The sequence below is a fragment of the Bombella saccharophila genome (assembly GCF_026385475.1).
Taxonomy (GTDB): domain Bacteria; phylum Pseudomonadota; class Alphaproteobacteria; order Acetobacterales; family Acetobacteraceae; genus Bombella; species Bombella saccharophila.
In genome coordinates, this window is record NZ_JANIDW010000005.1 from 21,688 (window position 1) to 40,687 (window position 19,000).

General features: G+C 51.4%; 23 protein-coding genes and 1 other RNA gene. 9 read left to right on the top strand and 15 right to left on the bottom strand.

Annotated features, from left to right (window positions below; genetic code table 11):
* The first annotated feature begins 52 nt into the window (after nucleotides 1-52).
* A complete protein-coding gene (locus NQF64_RS08385; protein ID WP_257875200.1) occupies nucleotides 53-715 on the top strand; it encodes an LON peptidase substrate-binding domain-containing protein in 663 nt (220 codons plus the stop codon).
* Between the two features lie 66 nt (nucleotides 716-781).
* Entirely contained in the window at nucleotides 782-967 is a 186-nt protein-coding gene (locus NQF64_RS08390) for a Trm112 family protein (protein WP_266107076.1), read from the top strand.
* 6 nt (nucleotides 968-973) lie between these two features.
* Here NQF64_RS08390 and NQF64_RS08395 read toward each other — a convergent pair whose 3' ends face one another.
* Entirely contained in the window at nucleotides 974-1,363 is a 390-nt protein-coding gene (locus tag NQF64_RS08395) for a hypothetical protein (RefSeq protein ID WP_266107077.1), read from the bottom strand.
* A gap of 60 nt (nucleotides 1,364-1,423) precedes the next feature.
* Between NQF64_RS08395 and NQF64_RS08400 the strand changes: the two genes are divergently transcribed.
* Complete coding sequence (locus tag NQF64_RS08400; RefSeq protein WP_099027423.1) at nucleotides 1,424-2,074, top strand: tyrosine-protein phosphatase; 651 nt, start codon at nucleotides 1,424-1,426, stop codon at nucleotides 2,072-2,074.
* A gap of 8 nt (nucleotides 2,075-2,082) precedes the next feature.
* On the opposite strand, the gene NQF64_RS08405 is transcribed toward NQF64_RS08400, so the two are convergent.
* From NQF64_RS08405 to NQF64_RS08445, 9 genes are all read right to left on the bottom strand, one after another.
* Nucleotides 2,083-2,529 carry a helix-turn-helix domain-containing protein gene (locus tag NQF64_RS08405; protein ID WP_257875201.1) on the bottom strand — a complete coding sequence of 149 codons (447 nt, stop codon included), beginning with the start codon at nucleotides 2,527-2,529 and terminating at the stop codon, nucleotides 2,083-2,085.
* Between the two features lie 124 nt (nucleotides 2,530-2,653).
* Complete coding sequence (gene lnt, locus NQF64_RS08410; protein ID WP_407651837.1) at nucleotides 2,654-4,180, bottom strand: apolipoprotein N-acyltransferase; 1,527 nt, start codon at nucleotides 4,178-4,180, stop codon at nucleotides 2,654-2,656.
* A 25-nt stretch (nucleotides 4,181-4,205) separates the two neighbouring features.
* Nucleotides 4,206-5,036: a GNAT family N-acetyltransferase gene (locus tag NQF64_RS08415; RefSeq protein WP_099027471.1), complete on the bottom strand. Its 831-nt coding sequence runs from the start codon at nucleotides 5,034-5,036 to the stop codon at nucleotides 4,206-4,208.
* A 120-nt stretch (nucleotides 5,037-5,156) separates the two neighbouring features.
* On the bottom strand, nucleotides 5,157-5,678 hold the full coding sequence (locus tag NQF64_RS08420; protein ID WP_099027426.1) for a Fur family transcriptional regulator: 522 nt from the start codon (nucleotides 5,676-5,678) through the stop codon (nucleotides 5,157-5,159).
* A 118-nt stretch (nucleotides 5,679-5,796) separates the two neighbouring features.
* Nucleotides 5,797-6,216 (bottom strand): MucR family transcriptional regulator, encoded by a 420-nt coding sequence (locus NQF64_RS08425; RefSeq protein ID WP_099027427.1) that lies wholly within the window; start codon nucleotides 6,214-6,216, stop codon nucleotides 5,797-5,799.
* 437 nt (nucleotides 6,217-6,653) lie between these two features.
* A complete protein-coding gene (gene rimI, locus NQF64_RS08430; RefSeq protein ID WP_180794248.1) occupies nucleotides 6,654-7,181 on the bottom strand; it encodes a ribosomal protein S18-alanine N-acetyltransferase in 528 nt (175 codons plus the stop codon).
* A gap of 2 nt (nucleotides 7,182-7,183) precedes the next feature.
* Nucleotides 7,184-7,867, bottom strand: coding sequence for a tRNA (adenosine(37)-N6)-threonylcarbamoyltransferase complex dimerization subunit type 1 TsaB (tsaB, locus tag NQF64_RS08435; RefSeq protein ID WP_266107115.1), 684 nt, complete (start codon nucleotides 7,865-7,867; stop codon nucleotides 7,184-7,186).
* The gene (locus NQF64_RS08440) at nucleotides 7,864-8,502 is read right to left on the bottom strand and encodes a malonic semialdehyde reductase (RefSeq protein WP_099027429.1); all 639 of its coding nucleotides are present in this window, start codon (nucleotides 8,500-8,502) and stop codon (nucleotides 7,864-7,866) included. Before NQF64_RS08440 ends, tsaB begins: the two co-directional genes overlap by 4 nt.
* Nucleotides 8,503-8,508: 6 nt before the next feature.
* Nucleotides 8,509-9,072: a NifU family protein gene (locus NQF64_RS08445; RefSeq protein ID WP_266107116.1), complete on the bottom strand. Its 564-nt coding sequence runs from the start codon at nucleotides 9,070-9,072 to the stop codon at nucleotides 8,509-8,511.
* Nucleotides 9,073-9,258: 186 nt separating this feature from the next.
* Here NQF64_RS08445 and fbaA point away from each other — a divergent pair, with 186 nt between their 5' ends.
* Nucleotides 9,259-10,368, top strand: coding sequence for a class II fructose-bisphosphate aldolase (fbaA, locus tag NQF64_RS08450; protein ID WP_266107079.1), 1,110 nt, complete (start codon nucleotides 9,259-9,261; stop codon nucleotides 10,366-10,368).
* 39 nt (nucleotides 10,369-10,407) lie between these two features.
* Here the strand turns inward: fbaA and NQF64_RS08455 are convergent, their stop codons facing one another.
* The gene (locus NQF64_RS08455; RefSeq protein ID WP_155573877.1) at nucleotides 10,408-10,716 is read right to left on the bottom strand and encodes a hypothetical protein; all 309 of its coding nucleotides are present in this window, start codon (nucleotides 10,714-10,716) and stop codon (nucleotides 10,408-10,410) included.
* Nucleotides 10,717-10,723: 7 nt separating this feature from the next.
* Nucleotides 10,724-11,629 (bottom strand): FAD-dependent thymidylate synthase, encoded by a 906-nt coding sequence (gene thyX, locus NQF64_RS08460; protein ID WP_099027432.1) that lies wholly within the window; start codon nucleotides 11,627-11,629, stop codon nucleotides 10,724-10,726.
* 91 nt (nucleotides 11,630-11,720) lie between these two features.
* Here thyX and ssrA point away from each other — a divergent pair.
* The 3 genes from ssrA to NQF64_RS08475 all read left to right on the top strand — a co-directional run bounded on the left by ssrA (nucleotide 11,721) and on the right by NQF64_RS08475 (nucleotide 13,866).
* Nucleotides 11,721-12,040, top strand: a transfer-messenger RNA (tmRNA) gene (gene ssrA / locus NQF64_RS08465).
* A gap of 122 nt (nucleotides 12,041-12,162) precedes the next feature.
* Complete coding sequence (locus tag NQF64_RS08470; protein ID WP_099027433.1) at nucleotides 12,163-12,753, top strand: SspB family protein; 591 nt, start codon at nucleotides 12,163-12,165, stop codon at nucleotides 12,751-12,753.
* Between the two features lie 15 nt (nucleotides 12,754-12,768).
* Nucleotides 12,769-13,866, top strand: coding sequence for an AbrB family transcriptional regulator (locus NQF64_RS08475; protein ID WP_099027434.1), 1,098 nt, complete (start codon nucleotides 12,769-12,771; stop codon nucleotides 13,864-13,866).
* A gap of 57 nt (nucleotides 13,867-13,923) precedes the next feature.
* Here the strand turns inward: NQF64_RS08475 and NQF64_RS08480 are convergent, their stop codons facing one another.
* Both NQF64_RS08480 and NQF64_RS08485 read right to left on the bottom strand, forming a co-directional pair.
* Complete coding sequence (locus tag NQF64_RS08480; RefSeq protein WP_099027435.1) at nucleotides 13,924-14,790, bottom strand: glycosyltransferase family protein; 867 nt, start codon at nucleotides 14,788-14,790, stop codon at nucleotides 13,924-13,926.
* A gap of 84 nt (nucleotides 14,791-14,874) precedes the next feature.
* Nucleotides 14,875-15,093: a hypothetical protein gene (locus NQF64_RS08485; protein ID WP_099027436.1), complete on the bottom strand. Its 219-nt coding sequence runs from the start codon at nucleotides 15,091-15,093 to the stop codon at nucleotides 14,875-14,877.
* A 276-nt stretch (nucleotides 15,094-15,369) separates the two neighbouring features.
* Between NQF64_RS08485 and NQF64_RS08490 the strand changes: the two genes are divergently transcribed.
* Both NQF64_RS08490 and NQF64_RS08495 read left to right on the top strand, forming a co-directional pair.
* Entirely contained in the window at nucleotides 15,370-16,542 is a 1,173-nt protein-coding gene (locus tag NQF64_RS08490; protein WP_266107080.1) for a transglycosylase SLT domain-containing protein, read from the top strand.
* Between the two features lie 26 nt (nucleotides 16,543-16,568).
* Entirely contained in the window at nucleotides 16,569-17,129 is a 561-nt protein-coding gene (locus NQF64_RS08495) for a DUF1643 domain-containing protein (RefSeq protein ID WP_266107081.1), read from the top strand.
* Nucleotides 17,130-17,143: 14 nt separating this feature from the next.
* Here the strand turns inward: NQF64_RS08495 and dld are convergent, their stop codons facing one another.
* On the bottom strand, nucleotides 17,144-18,859 hold the full coding sequence (dld, locus tag NQF64_RS08500) for a D-lactate dehydrogenase (protein WP_266107117.1): 1,716 nt from the start codon (nucleotides 18,857-18,859) through the stop codon (nucleotides 17,144-17,146).
* Nucleotides 18,860-19,000: the final 141 nt, after the last annotated feature.

Genomic DNA, 19,000 nt, shown 5'->3' on the forward strand with positions numbered 1-19,000 from the left:
GAAGGGGGGATAAAATGCGCTTTAATATTTGCCCCCCTTTATGGAGGATACTATGCCAACAACACACACACATCCTACAATAAAGCGGCGTGTCCCGGCCCTTGTGGACATAACATTAGCAGACCTTCCCCCCCGCGTCGGCTTGTTTCCTTTAACGGAGACTATCCTCCTACCCCAAGGGCAGCTTCCCCTTACCGTTTTTGAGCCACGTTATCTTGCTCTCTTAGAGGCTTCTCTCACACAACATCGTATGATTGGCATCATCCAACCAAATGCTGAGGCTCGCTTTGGCGATACCACCCCACCGTTAGAGCATGTTGGCACATTAGGCCGCGTTACTTCATTTATGGAACAAGAAAGCGGCCAATTCTTCATCACACTCACTGGAGTATGCCGCTTTCGCTTGCTCCAAGACCAACTTACAGAGGACGGTTGGCGGGAAGGCCGCATCAATGCCATGCCATTCTCTCACGACCTCTTAGAACCCCCCTCCCTCAATCTGGACAGAGAGGCACTTGCTACAGCCTTAAAAAGCTATAGCCAGCGTCATTCTCTTTCCATCAAATGGCAGAATCTAAACAAACTTAATAACAGCATTCTCCTTACAATGTTACCGATGCTGCTACCCTTTTCAGCCCGTACAAAACAAACCTTATTGGAGTGTGACTGCTTAAACACGCGCGCCCATCAACTTATGGAAGAACTCTCACACTAGGGCTGGCCCCCCAACCGCAAAAATCATACCATGTCTTACATTCAAACAAATAATGGATGATTCATCATGACCACCACTCCCCCCGCACCAGAACTTGTAACGCGCCTTGTCTGCCCCCTTACAAAAGGGCCTGTCCATTATGATGCTGCGCGCAACTGCATCATCAGCCCCAAAGCGAAATTGGCCTTCCCCGTACGTGATGGCATCCCCGTCATGCTGCCAGAACACGCAACCCCCCTTGAGGAAAACTAAGCGCTTCTAAGGCGTCTGCTTGGTTGAGGGCGCGCCATACATCACGTCTGTTCGTGTCTCTGGTGGGGCCATAGGCACACCAGGCACACCCCCTGTATTAGCCCGTACCGCTCGGCCTGAAATCTCATCAGGTGTGGGTTGGATCGTCTGTACAATAGGGACCATGCCCCCCCAATAAACCGGTGGGGGGTGGTGCACCTCCCGAAATGGTTTTTTAGGGTAGGCCTCTGTCATATCTGCTTTTGGTAAATGACGATGGCTCCGCTCATCATCATTGCCCTCTCCAGCACACCCCATAACCACAACACACCCTAATAAACATAGCCCAAGCCGGCAGTACTTGGCCCACCGCCCTTGAAGAGGGATAAATGCAGAAGGGTGAAAAAACCGTGTCATTTCCACCTTATAGCATGTCTATGTGATTGACGAAGGCCTGCGAGCATGAAAAGACAAGACATGTTTAAAGGCACTATTTCATCCCCACGACAATGGCTTCATGCCTGGTTTGATGGGCTTTTTAAAGACCACGCTATCTTCCGCTTAGTGTGGACTAACCTTGCTCCTGTCATACCGGGACGCGTATGGCGGAGCAACCATCCCACACCAGCTCGCCTTAAACGATGGCACAAAACACTTGGCTTAAAAATGGTCTTTAATTTACGCGGACACCGCCAATGTGGGGCAGACGCGTTAGGACGAGAGATGTGCCAGCATATTGGCTTGCCTTATCTTGATATGGCGTTTGAGAGCCGTAATGCACCGCATAAAGACCGTATTTTACGCTTTTACGCCCTTTATACTCAGGCACAATTTCCCCTACTTTTACATTGTAAATCCGGCGCGGATAGAACAGGCCTCGCCAGCGGTCTTATCATTCTTTTTGAAGGCGGCACGGCAGAGGACGCTCTTAAACAACTCCATTGGCGTTTTCTGCACTTTCATCATTCCCGTACAGGGATATTGGATGCCTTTTTCTTACTTTACCAAAAAACAGCCGAAGGAAGACGGCCTTTTTTAGACTGGGTTCGCTACGATTATAATGAAGACGACCTACGTCATGCTTATCATGCAGGACAATTTAAGCATTTACTGACCTACAGACGATAAACACTCCTTTATGGACTACGCGCTATATCTCGGATGAAGTCAAGAAGCTTCTGGCGGTGACGCTCGTCCTTGATGCTGTAATAGGCCTTCGCGAGTTCCAATGTCTCGGGCATCATGAGCAACTCAATCTCACTACCCTCTTTTGCTTTTAAGGATACATCGCTCGTTTTCGATGCTTCCCCTTTTTGGAAAGGGGCTTGCTCCTCCTGTAACCCAACCTCTAGAGGAAGCGTAAAACTGTCCAACTCATCGAAAAAGAAACCAACTGGCACACCTAAGATTTTTGCCATCTCATATAAGCGACCTGCACCGATACGATTTGTCCCGCGCTCATATTTTTGCACCTGCTGGAATGTAATGCCGAGTGCCTTCGCTAACTTCTCCTGCGAGAATTTCCGCAAGCCTCGTAAAAGGCGGATGCGTCTCCCAACATGCACATCAACAGACGAAGCCATACCAGCCATCTCAACAACCCCGACAATAACAGGTAAACTAATTCCTTTTCGCGTAGTGGTTAGTAATTAGTTAATTGTCAGGCTACGTCAATCTATTCCCCGAGTCGAAGGCTCGTTAATACCGTTATTCTGCCCATTTTCGTCTATAATGCTCCACTATAGCGACCATACTCGCCATAAGAGCCAACATATAAGGGACTGAACGCCCCATTATAGAGAACAATGTCCATCCCTCTGCCGCTGGTAGAGGGCGGATCAATAATTGCTCTTTTCCCCAACGTGTATGGCCTACATCTCGGCCTCTTGCATCATAAAGAGCCGATATGCCACGGTTATTAACAAATACCACAGGTAGCCCTTCTTCTACGGCCCTCATTCTTCCAGTAGCAAGGTGCTGCCGTGGCCCGGCACTATTACCATACCAAGCATCATTAGAGATCGTTAATAACCAATCTGGCCGCTGCCCGCGTGCAACAACACTGCCAGAAAATACGATCTCATAGCACACCATAGGGCCGACACGCCCCACAAGAGGTAGGTCCCATGTTTTTAATCCTGGTCCCGGCACAATAACTGCCGGTAATAGATGAAATGGTAGAACCCATGGCTCATATTCACCAAATGGAACGAGACGACTTTTATCGTACATCGCCTCAATGTGCCCATCGGCGGCCAGAGCTATCAAACTATTATACCAACGCCCTTTTCCCGCACGTCGGTCAGACCCTAATAAAACTGGGGCACCTGCTGCTGCCACAGCAATAAGACGCCGCGCTTCCTCATCCTCATCTAACAAACCAGGGAATGCCGACTCAGGCCATACCACAACAGGCCTATGTCCTGGCAAAATCGCCCGCGCCTCTGCCACACCTTTTGTCGTCAATTGTAAATACGACTCGAATTGCGCGTATGCCCCATCACGCTCCAGCACATCATCTTCAGCAACATTGCCCTGCACAATAACAATGGCAGGATTAGAATGATCTGCTCGTACGATATTATGGTCGAGCCGCCATAGCCCCCACCCACACCATAACCCCGCACAAACACAAACACTCGTGACAGCCCCTCGCCCTTGCCATAACGCCAAAGACGCCAGCACCACCATAAATGTAAGCCCATCTACCCCTATTAGAGCGGCGGGCTGAATCAACACATCTCCCACACGACCAGGTAGCTCCAATACGCTCCCTAAAGGATTCCACGGGAAACCAGAAAAATAGAATACACGGGCCATATCAGCCAATGTCCAGCTCCCCGCAAACAGCAACATGCGCGGCCACCCCTCAGGGACCAACCGACATAAAAGAGCAGGAACCATAATCAAAGGGGCAATCAACAACGCAACGCCGGGGGCGGCAAAAGGCACAACCCACCAAAACTCATGCACACGCGTCAACACGGCATTGGTCAGCCAATATAACCCTGCCGTGTGAAACCCCATCCCAAATAAAAAGCCCCACAAAGCAGCACGCCGCCATGTAGGGGCTACACAAACAGCCCGATAAAATAAGCCTAACGCCACAGGAAGAGCAGGAATAAAACAAAGTGGCGGCAAAGCTAATGCCGCTACACAGCCCATCCCCACCATAAATAGGGCACCGCGCCACCCTCCCTGTTGCGGTAGGGAACACAATGCCTTCATCCTCATGATGGGGAACCCCTATTAACTGCTCTTAATCTAACGCGTCCCGCAGACGACGCTCATAATGCCGATAATATTTATCAGCCAATAACTCGCTCTTTACCAAAATAGCAACGTCGGTCGTATTAAATTGCTCATCAACAACAGCACCATCCCCGACATAACCACCCAGGCGTAAATACCCCTTAATAAGGGGAGGAAGCTTGCTTAAACAACGACGACGATCCAACGTTGTAGGGTCCGTCCGTAACATGGTCACGTAACGCTCTGGCAATGCCTTTACCCGTAATACGGGGGGAGCCAGATGATTATGATACAGCCATGTTAATTCCTCATCCATGCTCTCTGGAGCGGTACCGGGCAAACTGGCACAGCCAAAAAGAACATCAATCCGATGGAGGAAGATATAAGACGCAATACCGCGCCACAGCAGTTGCATCGCTGCCCGACTACGATATTCACGCGCAACACAGGAGCGTCCCACCTCCAATAGACGCCCTGGGAAGTCCGTCAAACATGAAATATCGTATTCATCTGCTGTGTAGAACCGATCCTTCGGGCCGAGCAGATCAGAGCGCAATAAGCGATACGTCCCCACAACAGCCGGCGCACGATCACTCCGCGCGTGATCGACCACAAGGAGATGATCAGCAATTTCATCAAACTTATCGGCATCCAAGCGAGTCTTTAACGCTTGTTCACTGGGATGTGCGCCCATTTCCTCAAAGAAAACACGGTAACGTAAGGCTTGTGCGGCGCGAATTTCCTCTTCACTCGTCGCTAAACGAACCCCTAAATTCCCGCCTCGTAATTCCTGAAAGCCACCATCACGATTTAACGCCAGCGTCGCCAACGTATCCATCTGTCGCCGCGTTCTCTCACTGCTGACAAAACCGCTAACGCGTCCCCCTACTGCACGAGCAGGAGAGATGGCTTCCACAGCTATATCACGATCAAGCACACTCTTTCCGGTCATACGAAACTACTTACCCCTATGCCCGGTCTGAGTAACATTGGAAGGTGCAGATGCCTTTTTATCACCATTAATGCGCCGTCCAAACAACTCAGCGCGATGGGACATAAGGTCAAAACCCAACTCAGCGGCAATCCTTGCCAGCAACCCTACCAGCTCATCATTCTCAAATTCGATCACATTACCACTATCAACATCTATAAGATGGTAATGGTGCCCGTTTTCACTTGCCTCGTAGCGCGCGCGGCCTCCACCAAAATCCCGCCGCTCTAAAATCCCTTTCTCTTCTAACAAGCGTACTGTCCGATACACAGTCGCTACAGAGATGCGACTATCTAATGCAGATGCACGGCGGTACAGCTCCTCCACATCAGGATGGTCCTCCGCCTCCGACAAAACGCGCGCAATTACGCGCCGCTGGCCTGTCATTTTTAAGCCATGCTTGACGCAAAGACGCGCAATGGGGGAATCCCCCACTACGCCATCGGGCGTTTCAGTCTCACGCCCCATCTTTTTTGTGCTCATCACCATACTGATGATCTACCCGATTATGATACGGTTTGTCCAACATACATCACAACCGGGACCGGCACCCCCCTTTTATTTCTCAACCAGCTTAAATTTCCTACAGGAATAACCCGGTAAGTTTTTACTGGCTGCTGCTCTCATCACGACGACGCCCTAAACCAATACGCCGTGCCAAAGATGAACGATGGTTAGCATAATTTGGAGCAACCATTGGGTATTCCGCTGGTAAACCCCACCGCTCCCGATATTCCTGAGGGGTCATGTTATACGCTGTTTTAAGATGGCGGCGCAGTAACTTCAGCTTTTTACCATCCTCAAGACAAATAATGTAATCTGGGAATACCGACTTCCGCGGCGGTACTGCCGGTACAGGTTTTTCTGGCTCTACTTCAGTCGGAAGCCCTGCACTAGCTAATGCACCATGAACGGACCGAACAAGATCGGGCAATGCCTCAGAGGCGACATCATGACTACTTACATAAGCGGTAATGATCTGTGCTGTAAGCTGGCGCAGATCCTGCATTTCTGTCTCAGACGACATAAATAGTTGACTCCTAAGAAATTTATTCACGTTTATACCTTACTATAGGAAAAATACAACAAGGAAAAATTCCTTTTCCCTAATAGTTACAGCCTATTGCTAACATAGACCTGCTAACCCGTTTATAAAATTCTCAACATCAATAAAAATTACATTGTAAAGATGTTATATTTCCCCTTATATATCATACCACGACACTCTATCGGGGAATGTTTTGCGCTTTCTATTTGTTAATTATTTATTAACCTATATATTATTTCCTATTCCCTGCTTTTATATAATAAACATTCGCCCTATGCACCTATGATACATAGGAAACTCTCCAACTTATGGCTGTTAACGCAAGGAGGACGTATAGTTCTTTAATTCTTATTAACTACACACAAAGAAACCTTATAACCCTCAAAGAATTTATCGAGTCATCTTACAGAAAATTACTATTTTGTATCGGGTAAAAACCTTAAAAGGCGAGCGTCCTCACCATCATCATAATAGCATGATCGTATCGCTACCTGTTGAAACCCTGTCTGTTCGTACAAAAGACGCGCTTTATGATTCCCGCGCCTTACTTCTAAGAACAGAGTTATTCCTTCATCGTGCGCTCTTTGAACGAGGTGTCCTAACAAATGTCGTGCTACCCCACGTCGCCGCCAATGAGGATGAACGCCAAGGCTTAAAATCTCCCCTTCATCCAACACAAAGCGGCACACTATAAAACCTACCGGTAATGCCTCTGCTGGCTCTTCCTCAGCTATTTGATAAGCCTTAATGCAAACAAGCCAGGCTTCCACACCCGGCATTGTTAAAACCTGCTCAAACGCTGTTTGCGTCCAAGGCTCATGCCCCGCAAAAGCAGCATGATGTAAGCTTGATAAAAGGGGCGCGGCCTCCACACTTACTTGTGTGAGTGTAAAGATCGCTTCCTCTTTGCCAGCATAATTCAACACAGTGTCTTTTTGTCGCACTATCAGCGCGGGGCTAGACGAAGGCCACCAGCAGGGGGCCGTGCTTCGGGCGGGTCGATATAAAGGGGCTCTAACGCATAAAATTGCGGCGTTTGTAGGCCCTCAATCGCTGCTTGGAAAATACCTTCCGCCGTGGGGGCGGCTAATGGCAACCGCTCACTCTCACCCCCTAAGCGTGCCTCTCCCATCGCGCCTGTTAGCTCCGGCAACGCATCCTCCCCATACACAGCATCACCAGCAATAGCGGACCATAAGCCGGGGGATATCTCCTCTACCGGCAAGGCATAAGCCGCATGACCGGGAGGGTCCACAAAAACACGTCCGCGCCGTGCGAGGCAGAGAATCGTTGCATCCTTCCGTTGCAGACTCGCTCGCATGGCATCACCCAGACGAACCCCAACACCCTGACATGACCAGCCCCGTACCAGCCCGGCGGCTAAAGAGAGAGAGGCGCGTAAACCAGTAAAAGACCCCGGCCCGATAATCGCTGCAAGCAAATCAGGCGGGTGAAACCAACCCGCTTGTGCTAATAGGGCCTGCACTGTAGGGGCAAAACGCTCTGATGCGCCACGCCCTGCTAGGCTCTGCTGGGCGATAACCGTACCGCCCTCCAACAAAGCGATAAGATTACTCAAGCCCCGACCAGCCCCGGCCCCATTTAAAACCAAGCACCGCTCGGGCTTCATAACCACAAACAGGCCTCATCCATCGGTAAGCGAGGAGCGCGAGGGCGGGGTTCTATAGCCTCATCAGGATAGCCCAAAGCGACTAGAAAATTCGCCCGCCATCCTTTTTTACGGAAGCATTGCTCCTCCACCATCATGGCATCAAAACCCGACATTGGCCGCACTGCCAAGCCTAAAGCACGGGCAGCCATGATGAGATACGCCCCTTGCAACGTCCCATTGCGAAAAGCCGTCTCATCACTCAACCCTACATCGGCGGCAAACCAATCACGCAGACCCGGCAATGGGTTGAGTGTTTTAAGCTGCTCGAAGAATAAAGGATCATACCCCACAACCACCAATACGGGGGCGGCCATGGCACGCTCTACATTGCCAAGGGACAAAGCGGGACGAATCGCCTCGCGCGCCTCTTGGGTTTGTAGAAACGCAAAACGTGCGGGAGAACAATTACCAGAGGTTGGACCGAGTTTGAGCAGATCATAAAGCTGATGCAACACATCATCCCCCACGGCCTTAGTGGAGAACCCCTCCGCCGTGCGGCAATGGGTAAAAAGCGCCTCCGCAAGGAGGGGGCTTTTAGGCTGTTCTGGCCGTTGTTCGTCAGGCGACTCGCCTGCTGGGGAGGATGTCGTCATGAGCGTTTACTCCTCTACCGGTTCCACCGCTGTCACCTCTGGCACATAATGGCGTAACATATTCTCTACCCCGTGGCGCAATGTCGCACGAGAGGACGGGCAGCCAGAGCAAGCCCCCTGCATACTAAGATACACCACCCCTTCGCGATACCCACGAAAGACAATATCCCCCCCATCACTGGCCACGGCGGGGCGCACCCGTGTATCCAAAAGCTCCTTCACTTGAGCAACAATCTCGGCATCTTCTGGTGAAATATCCGCTTCTGGAGCGGCAATCTCCCCTGTAAGAGCAGGTTCCCCCTCTTTAAAGAAATCCGTCAAAGTAACGAGAATACGAGGACGTAACGCAGACCAATCCGCCGCATCCTCCTTTGTAACAGAGACAAAGTCACGTCCCAGAAAAACGCGTTTCACATCCCCCATACCAAACAATGCATCAGCCAATGCGGAGCGACCTGCTACGAGGCCTGCCTCTGCAAAATCAACCGAAGGACGCGTCCCCGTCACATCGCGACCTGGCAGAAATTTCAACGTTGCAGGGTTAGGGGTATCTTCAGTCTCAATCATCATAAGGGTATCTTGTGTCATAATAGCCTCTCTTATCAGATACTCAGCACGATGAGCACCTTTTTATGCAAGCCGATGCTGCTACAATGGACCTTTATAGTCCTATTTTTCTAGACTATATATCCTGCTAACAAAACAGGCTATGCTTGTCAGCGTCGGCTTTTGCCCTCCTCTATGAAGAATCCTTAGATGTCTGCGTCTATATCTCCCCCCTCTGCGACAACACCCATCACACCCGGCGTTGTTACTGGGGCAGCGTATAAAGCCCTTATACAACGCTGCCGTTTGGGCCGTTATGCTCTCCCTGCGGTGAATGTTAGTAGCTCGACCACGGCCAATATGGCCCTAGAGGCAGCACGGCGGAATCGTGCGGACATCATCATCCAAATTTCTGCCGGTGGGGCGCAATTTTATGCCGGGCGCGGCTTGCCGGATAAGCAACAGGCTCACATCCTTGGCGCTGTTGCTTTAGCACGACATGTTCATCTTCTAGCACGCCATTATGGTGTAGCGGTCATCCTCCATACAGACCATGCAAACCGGCCTTTATTGGGCTGGTTGGAAGGGCTGATTGAGGAAAATCGTCAGCATTATGGGCAAACAGGCCAGCCGCTTTTCTCCTCCCATATGCTAGACCTCTCTACGGAACCATTGGAGCAGAACATCGCCACCGCCGCCACGCTTTTGCAAAAACTCACCCCTCTCGGCATAGGGTTGGAAATTGAGCTTGGCATCACCGGTGGGGAAGAAGATGGCATCGGTACAGAGCTTACCGGCCATCATGCCGCAAAAAACCCAGAGCTTTATACAGAGCCGGAAGATGTTCTCACCGCATGGAAGGCCCTCTCCCCTTTAGGGATGCTCTCTATCGCGGCCTCTTTTGGTAATGTGCATGGCGTCTATAAACCCGGCAATGTGTGCCTCCGCCCCTCTATTTTGCGCGATTCACAGGCTCTTATCGCTACGACATTCCAAACCGAGCCTAACCCGGTCCCGCTCGTTTTTCATGGTGGGTCAGGCTCGGATGAGCAGGATATCCGCCACGCTGTGGATTATGGTGTCTTTAAACTCAATATCGATACTGATACGCAATTTGCCTATGCTCAAGGTGTTGCGACCTATATTGATGCCCATAAAGAAGCTTTTCGCCACCAAGTGGCACCTGACACGGGACGGCCGCTCAAACATGAATATGATATTCGTAACTGGATGCGCGCAGGAGAAGAACACTGCATCGCCCGCCTCACACGCGCCTTTGATGTCCTCGGCAGCCGTGGGAAAAGCGTTGTCGCCTCTTAGACGCTAAAAGCTAGGGGCTAGAGGGGCGCATCATAGCCCTCAATGCGCCATATGAGGCGGTGTTTGTGGGACACGCTGGCAGGAGGCCGTCCCCACTGTAACATGCTCGCATGAAGGTAAGGGACCGTGCCGCCCCGGCAAGGGCCAGAAAAGTTCTATCCCTAATGAAATAGCCACTAAAAGACCCGCTAATAAAGCCCACGGCCAAAAGCGCGGCTCTCGACCTAAAAGAGGTGGAATCCCCTGCTCATATTGAAAACGCCGCCCCTCTGCCAACAAGGATTCAGAATCCTGCACAGGCCCGGTGGGGCGGTCCTCATCATCAAAAGGGGCGGGGGAGGAAGGCACGATTCCTTCAACCTTCCAACACGGCTTGCATTTCTGTCCATTCCCGCTTTGTCAGGCCAGAGCTTTCCTGCGTGACGACCTCACCAGCAAGACGGCGGCGTAAGACCTTCAACATCCCAGCGGAGAAGCTATAAGCCCCCAGGCGATATTCCTCAAACGCCTGAGCGGTATGAGGCACCCATGCCTTGAGAATCTCGATCATCTTTTGGGCATAAACGCGAATCTCATATTGCGCGTGGGAATCAGCCCGCAAGGCGAGAAAATGCATCAAATTATGCAAATCAATCTTCCAATACCATTGTGTATAGGTATTGAGGGTGAGGTTAATACGAGCAAGCTCCCGCGCTACACCCATCCCTTCTGGGTCCAGCATCTCTTCATAATCGCCATAACATTGCAGCGCATCACGTTGGAGAATAGCGAGGACCTGTTGTGCTGTCTCCGCGCTTAAGCTCTCACCACGGCCTTGATGATTCACCGTACTTTGCGCGGCAATATGAGCAGCCTCTGGGAGATAGAACTCTTTATCCAACACAGAGTAACGCGCGGAATATTCATTCACGCTAGCCATGCGGTGGCGAATCCACTGCCGTGCGACAAAGAGCGGGAGTTTCACATGGAACTTAATCTCACACATCTCAAAAGGTGTGGAGTGGCGATGCCGCATGAGATAACGAATCAGCCCCGCATCCTCAGATGTTTTACGCGTCCCCTTCCCATAAGACACACGCGCAGCCTGCACGACGGCAGAATCACCGCCCATATAATCCACAACCCGGATGAACCCATGATCCAGCAACGGGAAAGGCTCAAACAAAATCTCCTCCATCGCAGGGACGGTAGGACGAACCGTTTTATGCGGGGAGGCACGCAACGCCGTAATTTCGGATTGTTGCTCGTCTGTTAGGGCCATGATGTCTCTCCTGCTCACCTGACTTAGCGGAAGCCTTGATGTAGCCTTACAACTGCCCCTCCTGCAAGCCTAACCAGTAGGCTACTCTCTTATCCTTGATATCGGTGTTAAGAGAGCGTATATCTTCTCCTGCTGGAGGCTTCGGCCTTAGCTATGGCGATAAACGGTAGATGAAATAAGTGTTGTGGACCCGGGGGCAGTGCCCGGCGTCTCCACCATCAACCTTTTAGGTTGGCTTAGGGGGACGAAACAGGCTCGACACGCATGGTAAAGATCTACTTTTTGCCCGGCATTGTACCGCCGTTATCGGGCTAATTTTACAAGTGCCAACGATAACTCTGAGGTGCTCGCTGTTGCTGCATAAGCGATAAGCGCGGTCCGGGGGGCACCGGGCAACAGAAGCCCCCCACCTTTTACCTTTTCTTCCCCAGATATTAGTAAATCCGAAAAGAATATGCTGCTCAGCCCTTGCGATTTTGTTACAGCTGTCGCACACCTAAAGGGCTTTTGATAAAACAGGTGAGGGTCCCGCCATGAGTGATGATACCAAAGACCCAGATGGGTTCGAGCCACCCCCTCCCGCCAGTCTCCTCCCTTATGACGCATGGCTTGAAGAAGCGCATCGCGAGGTTATGCTCAAAGCCCTAGAGCATGTTAGCGAACACGGCCTACCGGGGGAGCATCATTTCTATATGACCTTCCTCACCACATCTCCCGGTGTTGTCATCCCCGCCGCGTTGAAAGAACGCTACCCGGAGGAGATGACCATCGTGCTGCAACATCAGTTCCAAAACCTCACGGTGGATCGTGATGCGCGCTCTTTCTCTGTAGGGCTTTCTTTTGGGGGCGTGCCCAGTACGCTGCATATCCCCTTTGCTGCCATTACGGCCTTTGCCGACCCGCATATTCATCTCGTCTTACGCTTCATCCCTCATCGTGAGATGGGCCCCCCAGCGGAGGTGCATGACTTCCGCCCCACATCACATGAGCAGAGGTCGGACCATTCCACCAAAACAGATGGTCAATCCACCGCCTCTACCGAAGGCGCGGAAGTTGTCAGTTTAGCCGCATTCCGTAAAAAACCCGCCCATCAGCCAGACGATACTGATGATTCTGACCGCTAAGCAAAGGCTGAGCGTGTGATCCGTTTTTCCTTCCCATGGAGATCTTACTGCCTTAGATGGGCGGGGCTTGTTGGCCTCTCTGCGCTCATCTCTGGCTTTTTTTTGCTGCTCCATCTCACAGCGGGGATGATGTTAGGGCCGATGATCGCGGGCATTATTATGTCGCTCAAAGGCCGTGCAGTCACTGTAAAGCCTGTGTTCTTTACAATGGCCCAAGCGATTCTTGCTTGTGTGGTGGTCAATAGCGTTACACTCTCTGTATTACATCACATCTTCTCACACTGGGCGTTAGTCCTCTTCAGTGTATTATCGGTTATCTTAGTCAGCTTTGCGACCGGTGCAGGCCTCGCATGGTTTGGCGTTATGCCAGGGACAACAGCCCTATGGGGCACCTCCCCTGGGGCAGCCTCTACCATGGTGATGTTATGCAGCTCTTTTGGGGCTGATGCGCGACTAACAGCTTTTATGCTCTATTTCCGCGTCATCATGGTTGCTGTGGCCACATCGCTTGTTTCATGGATTGTCGTTCGTACGCATCACGATATTGGAATCCCACCTCTCACGCAGGGTGACCTCCTCCCCACCCTTGGCCTCATCGCTGTTAGTACGCTCATCAGCCTTAAATTACGGATGCCTGCTTTGGCCCTTTTGCTGACCATCCTCATCGGCACGGGGCTCCAACTGGCTGGCATTTTACAAATCAGCGCGCCGTTTTGGTTACGTATTCCCGCTTATCTTATCATCGGTTGGTCTATAGGTTTACGTTTTACCGCCCCAGTATTGCGCTATGCGTTACGCTCCATCCCCGCAGTTCTGCTCTCATCGCTTACGCTGATTATCGTCTGTGCTTTACTAGCCTTTCCCGTTGCCTATTTTGCAAAGATTGACCTGCTCAGTGCCTATCTTGCCACCAGCCCCGGCGGGCTTGATACCATCATCGTCATCAGTGCGAACATCCCCATTGCCTTGCCATTTATCATTGCCATGCAGACGGCACGTATGATCGCTGTCGTAACACTTGGCCCTACCATTGCACGCCCATTAGGCCGCTGGCTAGAGCGCCATGCACGCACCCCTTTGAGCGAAAAACTCATCCCTCAACCTAAAGAGTAAGCATAAAAAAAGGGCCTGCCATGTGGCAGACCCTCTCTCATTCTTTGCTCTGCAAGGTTAGTTCTCAACCCGCAATGCATCAAACTCATTAACCATATCGAGGCTGTAATCCGCCTTCGCTTTTTCCAAATGAGACTCCCAAAGCGGGACGTAATAACCATACCCGGCAGGATTTTGGAAGAACCAATGACGCCATGCATGAAAGACATGGTCATGTTCACGATAGGCGGGGTCGTCCAACAAATGACGCGCCGCCGGAGGCTTGGCAGCGTGGAAATGCACAATTGTTGCCCGCTCATCAACGCCCCAATAGGGCTTCCAATTAAACCGAGCGGAAAGCGGGCTCCAATGGGCATTATAGAAAATGCGCAATAATTCCTGATCGTACCCTGCAATATAATCCAAGTTATCGCACAGGAAGTCCACCATAGCGGGGAGATCTTTACGCATACGCTCAAGATTCATCACCATGACCCCTGAGTTCATATCAGCGTAATAATCTTGCTTACCAAATTGGCCACAAGCCGCAAAAATCTCAGGTTTGCAAAACTCAACCTGAGGGTCCTTCATAAACATCACATCACAATCAGTATAAAGGACATACTGATCTTCCGTCTCAAGCAAAGGGAGCTCTAGGCGCATAAAAGCACCAGCGGCGGTGAGAATGTAATTAGGCCATTCCGGCTTGAGGCGACGCTGAGCATCAAGGAGGCGATCATAAAAATGCAGACGGTGGAAAATAACCGTCACACCAGCAGCCCGCATCTCCCGCGTAAAGTCACATTCATTACCATCAAAAACCATATGCGGGATCAAGTTTGTATTCTCACGCGCAGAACGCACAGCAACGCGAATACAATCAATAAAACCATGATCTGGGTCGTTAGAGAGTGTCTCTTCTGTAATTGCAAAAAACCACTTCATTACTTCACACTCCTTAACATATCAGATCCATCAAAATATTTTGACCGTTCGCTCATCTATAGTCCGGATCTATTTAACAGATGATTACCAATTTCTAGAAATCAACCAGAACTCTTCTGAAGTCAGCGTCACAGTTCCTTGATTTACTGTTTCCGATGCTGCCTTAGCCAGTGCGTGAATCCGCTCTATCAGAATCGTCTTTCGTTGGGTTACCTCAGACGCTTCAGCCTCCGCTGCTAAAGTTTGCAATGCTAACGCGGCTGCTTTCGCAACACGGCCTGCATCCAACGCAGCATAAGACATGTCTCAGCACCCCTATTCCTAGTTCCACCACACCCCCCTATGATAGGGAGAAAAAGACCGCTTTACGGTATAGCTACTGCCCCTATAAAACAATTTAGCTATACAAACCAGACCGCGATCTTTCGTAATCCTCGGTTACTATATGTACTTACCACAAAAAAAACCAGATTACCTTATCAATTAACACAATATTTACAAAAAGTTCCTTCCTCTCTCCCTCCGACACTTTTCATGATAATAAGAAATCCCATTCTCGCCTTTGCATAGGACGTCCACATGATCTGCACTGCTGCCACTCCTGCCCCTGCACCTATAGGCCGTTTCCTTTTTGCTTTATTTCTCCCCATCCTACTGGCTGCTTGTGCCACCCGCCCAACCACACCCACCATGCCCGTGATGGAGGAGCAAGCTGATTACCGCGCTCATGCGCGCTCACATTACACCCCTCCCGGTCCCCCTGATGACCCATGGGGGCCTTATATTGAGGAAGCCTCCAACCGTTTTGATATCCCCACTGAGTGGATTCGTGCTGTTATGCACCAGGAATCAGGCGGCCATCTTTACGATAGCTCTGGCAATTTTATTACCTCTACGCCCGGCGCAATGGGGCTAATGCAGATTATGCCCCCCTCTTATGATGACCTCCGCGCCCAATATAATCTTGGCCCGGACCCTTACGACCCGCATGATAACATTTTGGCAGGCACGGCTTATCTCCGCCAAATGTATGATATTTATGGCTCCCCAGGCTTTTTAGCGGCCTATAATTATGGCCCCGGAAGTTTGGATCACTATCTCCGCCAAAATCGTGCCCTCCCACGCGAGACACGCAATTACGTTGCTGCCATTGCGCCTAAAATCGTTGGGATTTGGCCACGTCAACGCTCGCAAAATGACCTCATCGTAGCCCGTCATGATCGCACCGCTAGGATGAACCGCCATTATAACCCTGAGGACTCTCTACCTGCTGATGCAGCCCCGGTGGCAGAACAAGCCGTCCAAACAGCTGAGACGCAAGATATACGCTCCGCTTGGGCCTCGCGCGGTTTTACCCCCACCCCTGTACAGCCTGTCGCGCCCCCTCCTCAACGCGCAGAACCACGACCAGAGCCCAATACGCTCCGCATCCGCTCCATCCCGCTAGCTGATGCCCCCACAAGCCATACACGCGCTACGGATATGATGGCGGAATCCACCCATGATTGGGCCATCCAGCTTGGTAGCTATGCAGGGCAAAAACAGGCCCATATGACAGCCACAAAATTACGCCCTCGCATCACTCCTATTGCTGGTGGAGCGATGATCCATATCATGCAGACCCATACCAACCACGGCACACTCTACCGCGCCCGTTTGACAAACCTTACCCATAGTCAGGCTGTCGATGCGTGCAGACGCCTCCATGGCATCTCCCCTTGTGTAACAGTCCCCCCCGGGGCCCATTTTTAAGCCTTCCCCATCTCTGGAGATGATTTATGGCTAAACCAACGCATCATGTCGGGACGGCTAAACCGCTGCGTTTAGCGGATGATGTCACCAGCACAGCCCGTTATGACGGGCCGGGGGAATGCTACCGTTACACCCTACGCCGTGTGTGGGATGAGACAAAACCTCTCATTATGTGGGTGATGATGAACCCCTCTGTCGCCACAGAATATGGAGATGATCGCTCTGTTGCAAAATGCCAGCGTTATAGCCGTAAATGGGGCTATGGCGGGATGTTTGTAGGCAATAGCTTTGCGTATCGCTGCACAGACCAAAAACGCCTTTTGGAAGTCCCAGACCCTATTGGGCCTGAAACAAATCATTATCTTTTAGAGATGGCCGCCCATGCAGAGCGCATCGTGCTGGCCTATGGCACGCCACAAGCCAAAGCACTCCGTGCCCGTGGGCCTGAGGTTGCTTTGCTCCTACTGCGCGCGGGGTACGAGGTCACAGCCCTCAGGCTTAGCCGCAAGGGCCACCGGCCAGAACATCCGCTCTATCTGCCAGAAACCCTCACCCCCATCCCCCTTAGGGAAGACGATTTTCTCTAAAGGCTTTTCTTCCCTTAGACGCTCTCAGCGACCCAATTCTTTTGCTTAGTCTGGCGACCAATGCCGGGATTTAGGCAATTACAAGGGTCTAATTTGCGGTAATGCTCCACCATGCTTTGCGGGGCTTGGTAGAGATGGCCTACATTATGCTCAGCAGGATAACAAGCACCGCGTTTATCGAGCAGAGGCCACATCATAGTTTTTTCCACCTCCATCGGGTCCACACCGGCTTTAACCACATAATCCTGATGCATGACATGGCAGAGGAAGTGCCCGTAATAGAGCTTCATGACTAATTTATCGTCTATCTCTGGGGGGAGTTGCTCAAACCAATCCCAGTCATTACGGCGGAGGGCAATATCCAAAGCCATCATACCGCCCGTCATGTGGGCGTGGACGACATTATAACGATTAGCCGCCCCGGCTGCGGCAAAACGATGCAAAAAGGCTAATTTGCCTTCCTCTGCAGTACAGGTAAAGAAGGCCCCTTCACCCTCCCCACCCTCAGCAAAAAAGCGGTCTAACCATGGCTGCACCTGCTGCGCCAAACGGCCTGACACCCGTAGCATGAGGTGATGCTCATAGCGTTTATGATAAGCCATTAAACGCGCGGGGACTTGCGAGGGCAAAAGTCGACTTACAGACTGCATCACCCGGTCGCTCAACCCATCAGGCACCCACTGAAACCGGCGAGATAGCGAATCCACCCACGCTTTCGCACGAAATAGCGCAGGTAGATGCTTCGTCCCCAAATAGCGAATCATCGCCACAGTATCCCGCCCGTAATGGTCGGTGACCTCAAAAGCATCACGATGCATATATTCGCCAGCGATGGGGAGTTCCTCAAACTCTGTCAACAAGGCACGACGCACAGTTTCCAGCGTTTTGGTCTGGTTTGTCCCAAGGTAAAATACGGCTGTCTCCTGCGCGGCGGGGAATGTATCTAACCGCACCGCAAAGACAATCAACTTCCCCGCATTGCCAGAGGCCTCAAATAAACGGCCGGGATCTGCATTATACCGGCCCGGCGTCTCTGCATCGACCTGCCGAATCCGCGTTACATAATCATCATCATGGGCTTTTTGCTGACCCGACCAATCAACATCCTCTGGATGATATTGGCCATGCTCTAAGGCTTCTAAAACCTCCTCGGCCGTTTGCGCATTGGGGAAGCGTATGCCTAGATGATTGACCAGATGCAGCTTACCATGTGCATCTACCTGACCATAAAGGGCCATCTCCGTATAGGCCGGCCCCCGCTGGACGAGTGCACCGCCGGAATTATTACTCACCCCACCCAAGACAGAAGCCCCGATGCAAGATGAGCCAATCACTGAATGAGGCTCCCGCCCAAGAGGCGCAAGCCGGTCCTCCAGCTCGTAGAGGTCTGCCCCGGGGAGGCAGACAACTTGCTTACCCTCCCCAAGAAGCTGAATCCCTTTTAATCGCCTTGTACTGATGAGAATGATGGGGCGGTCATAATCATCCCCATCGGGGGTGGAACCACCTGTCAGGCCAGTATTAGAGGCCTGCATTAAAATGATACGCCCTGCTGCTACCGCAAGCGTTGCGACATGCCATAGCTCGACCAACGAACGTGGAATCACGACCGCTTCCACCTTGCCATCACCAAAGCGAAAGCCCTTACGATACCCATAAGTGCCTCCCTCCGTTGTTAGGACGTTACGTTTCCCAACAACGGTTTTTAGGTCATCAACAATCGTGGTCATGTCATCCTCTTCTAGCGCATGCTTCAAGGAGGGCTTCCCTCCTGGGCCAAAGGCCTTATATATCGCAGGCATGATCTTACCGCTCTTTTTGCCCACAGCACCACGGGGGCAATAACCTAACTGCCTGAAAATATGTCAAAA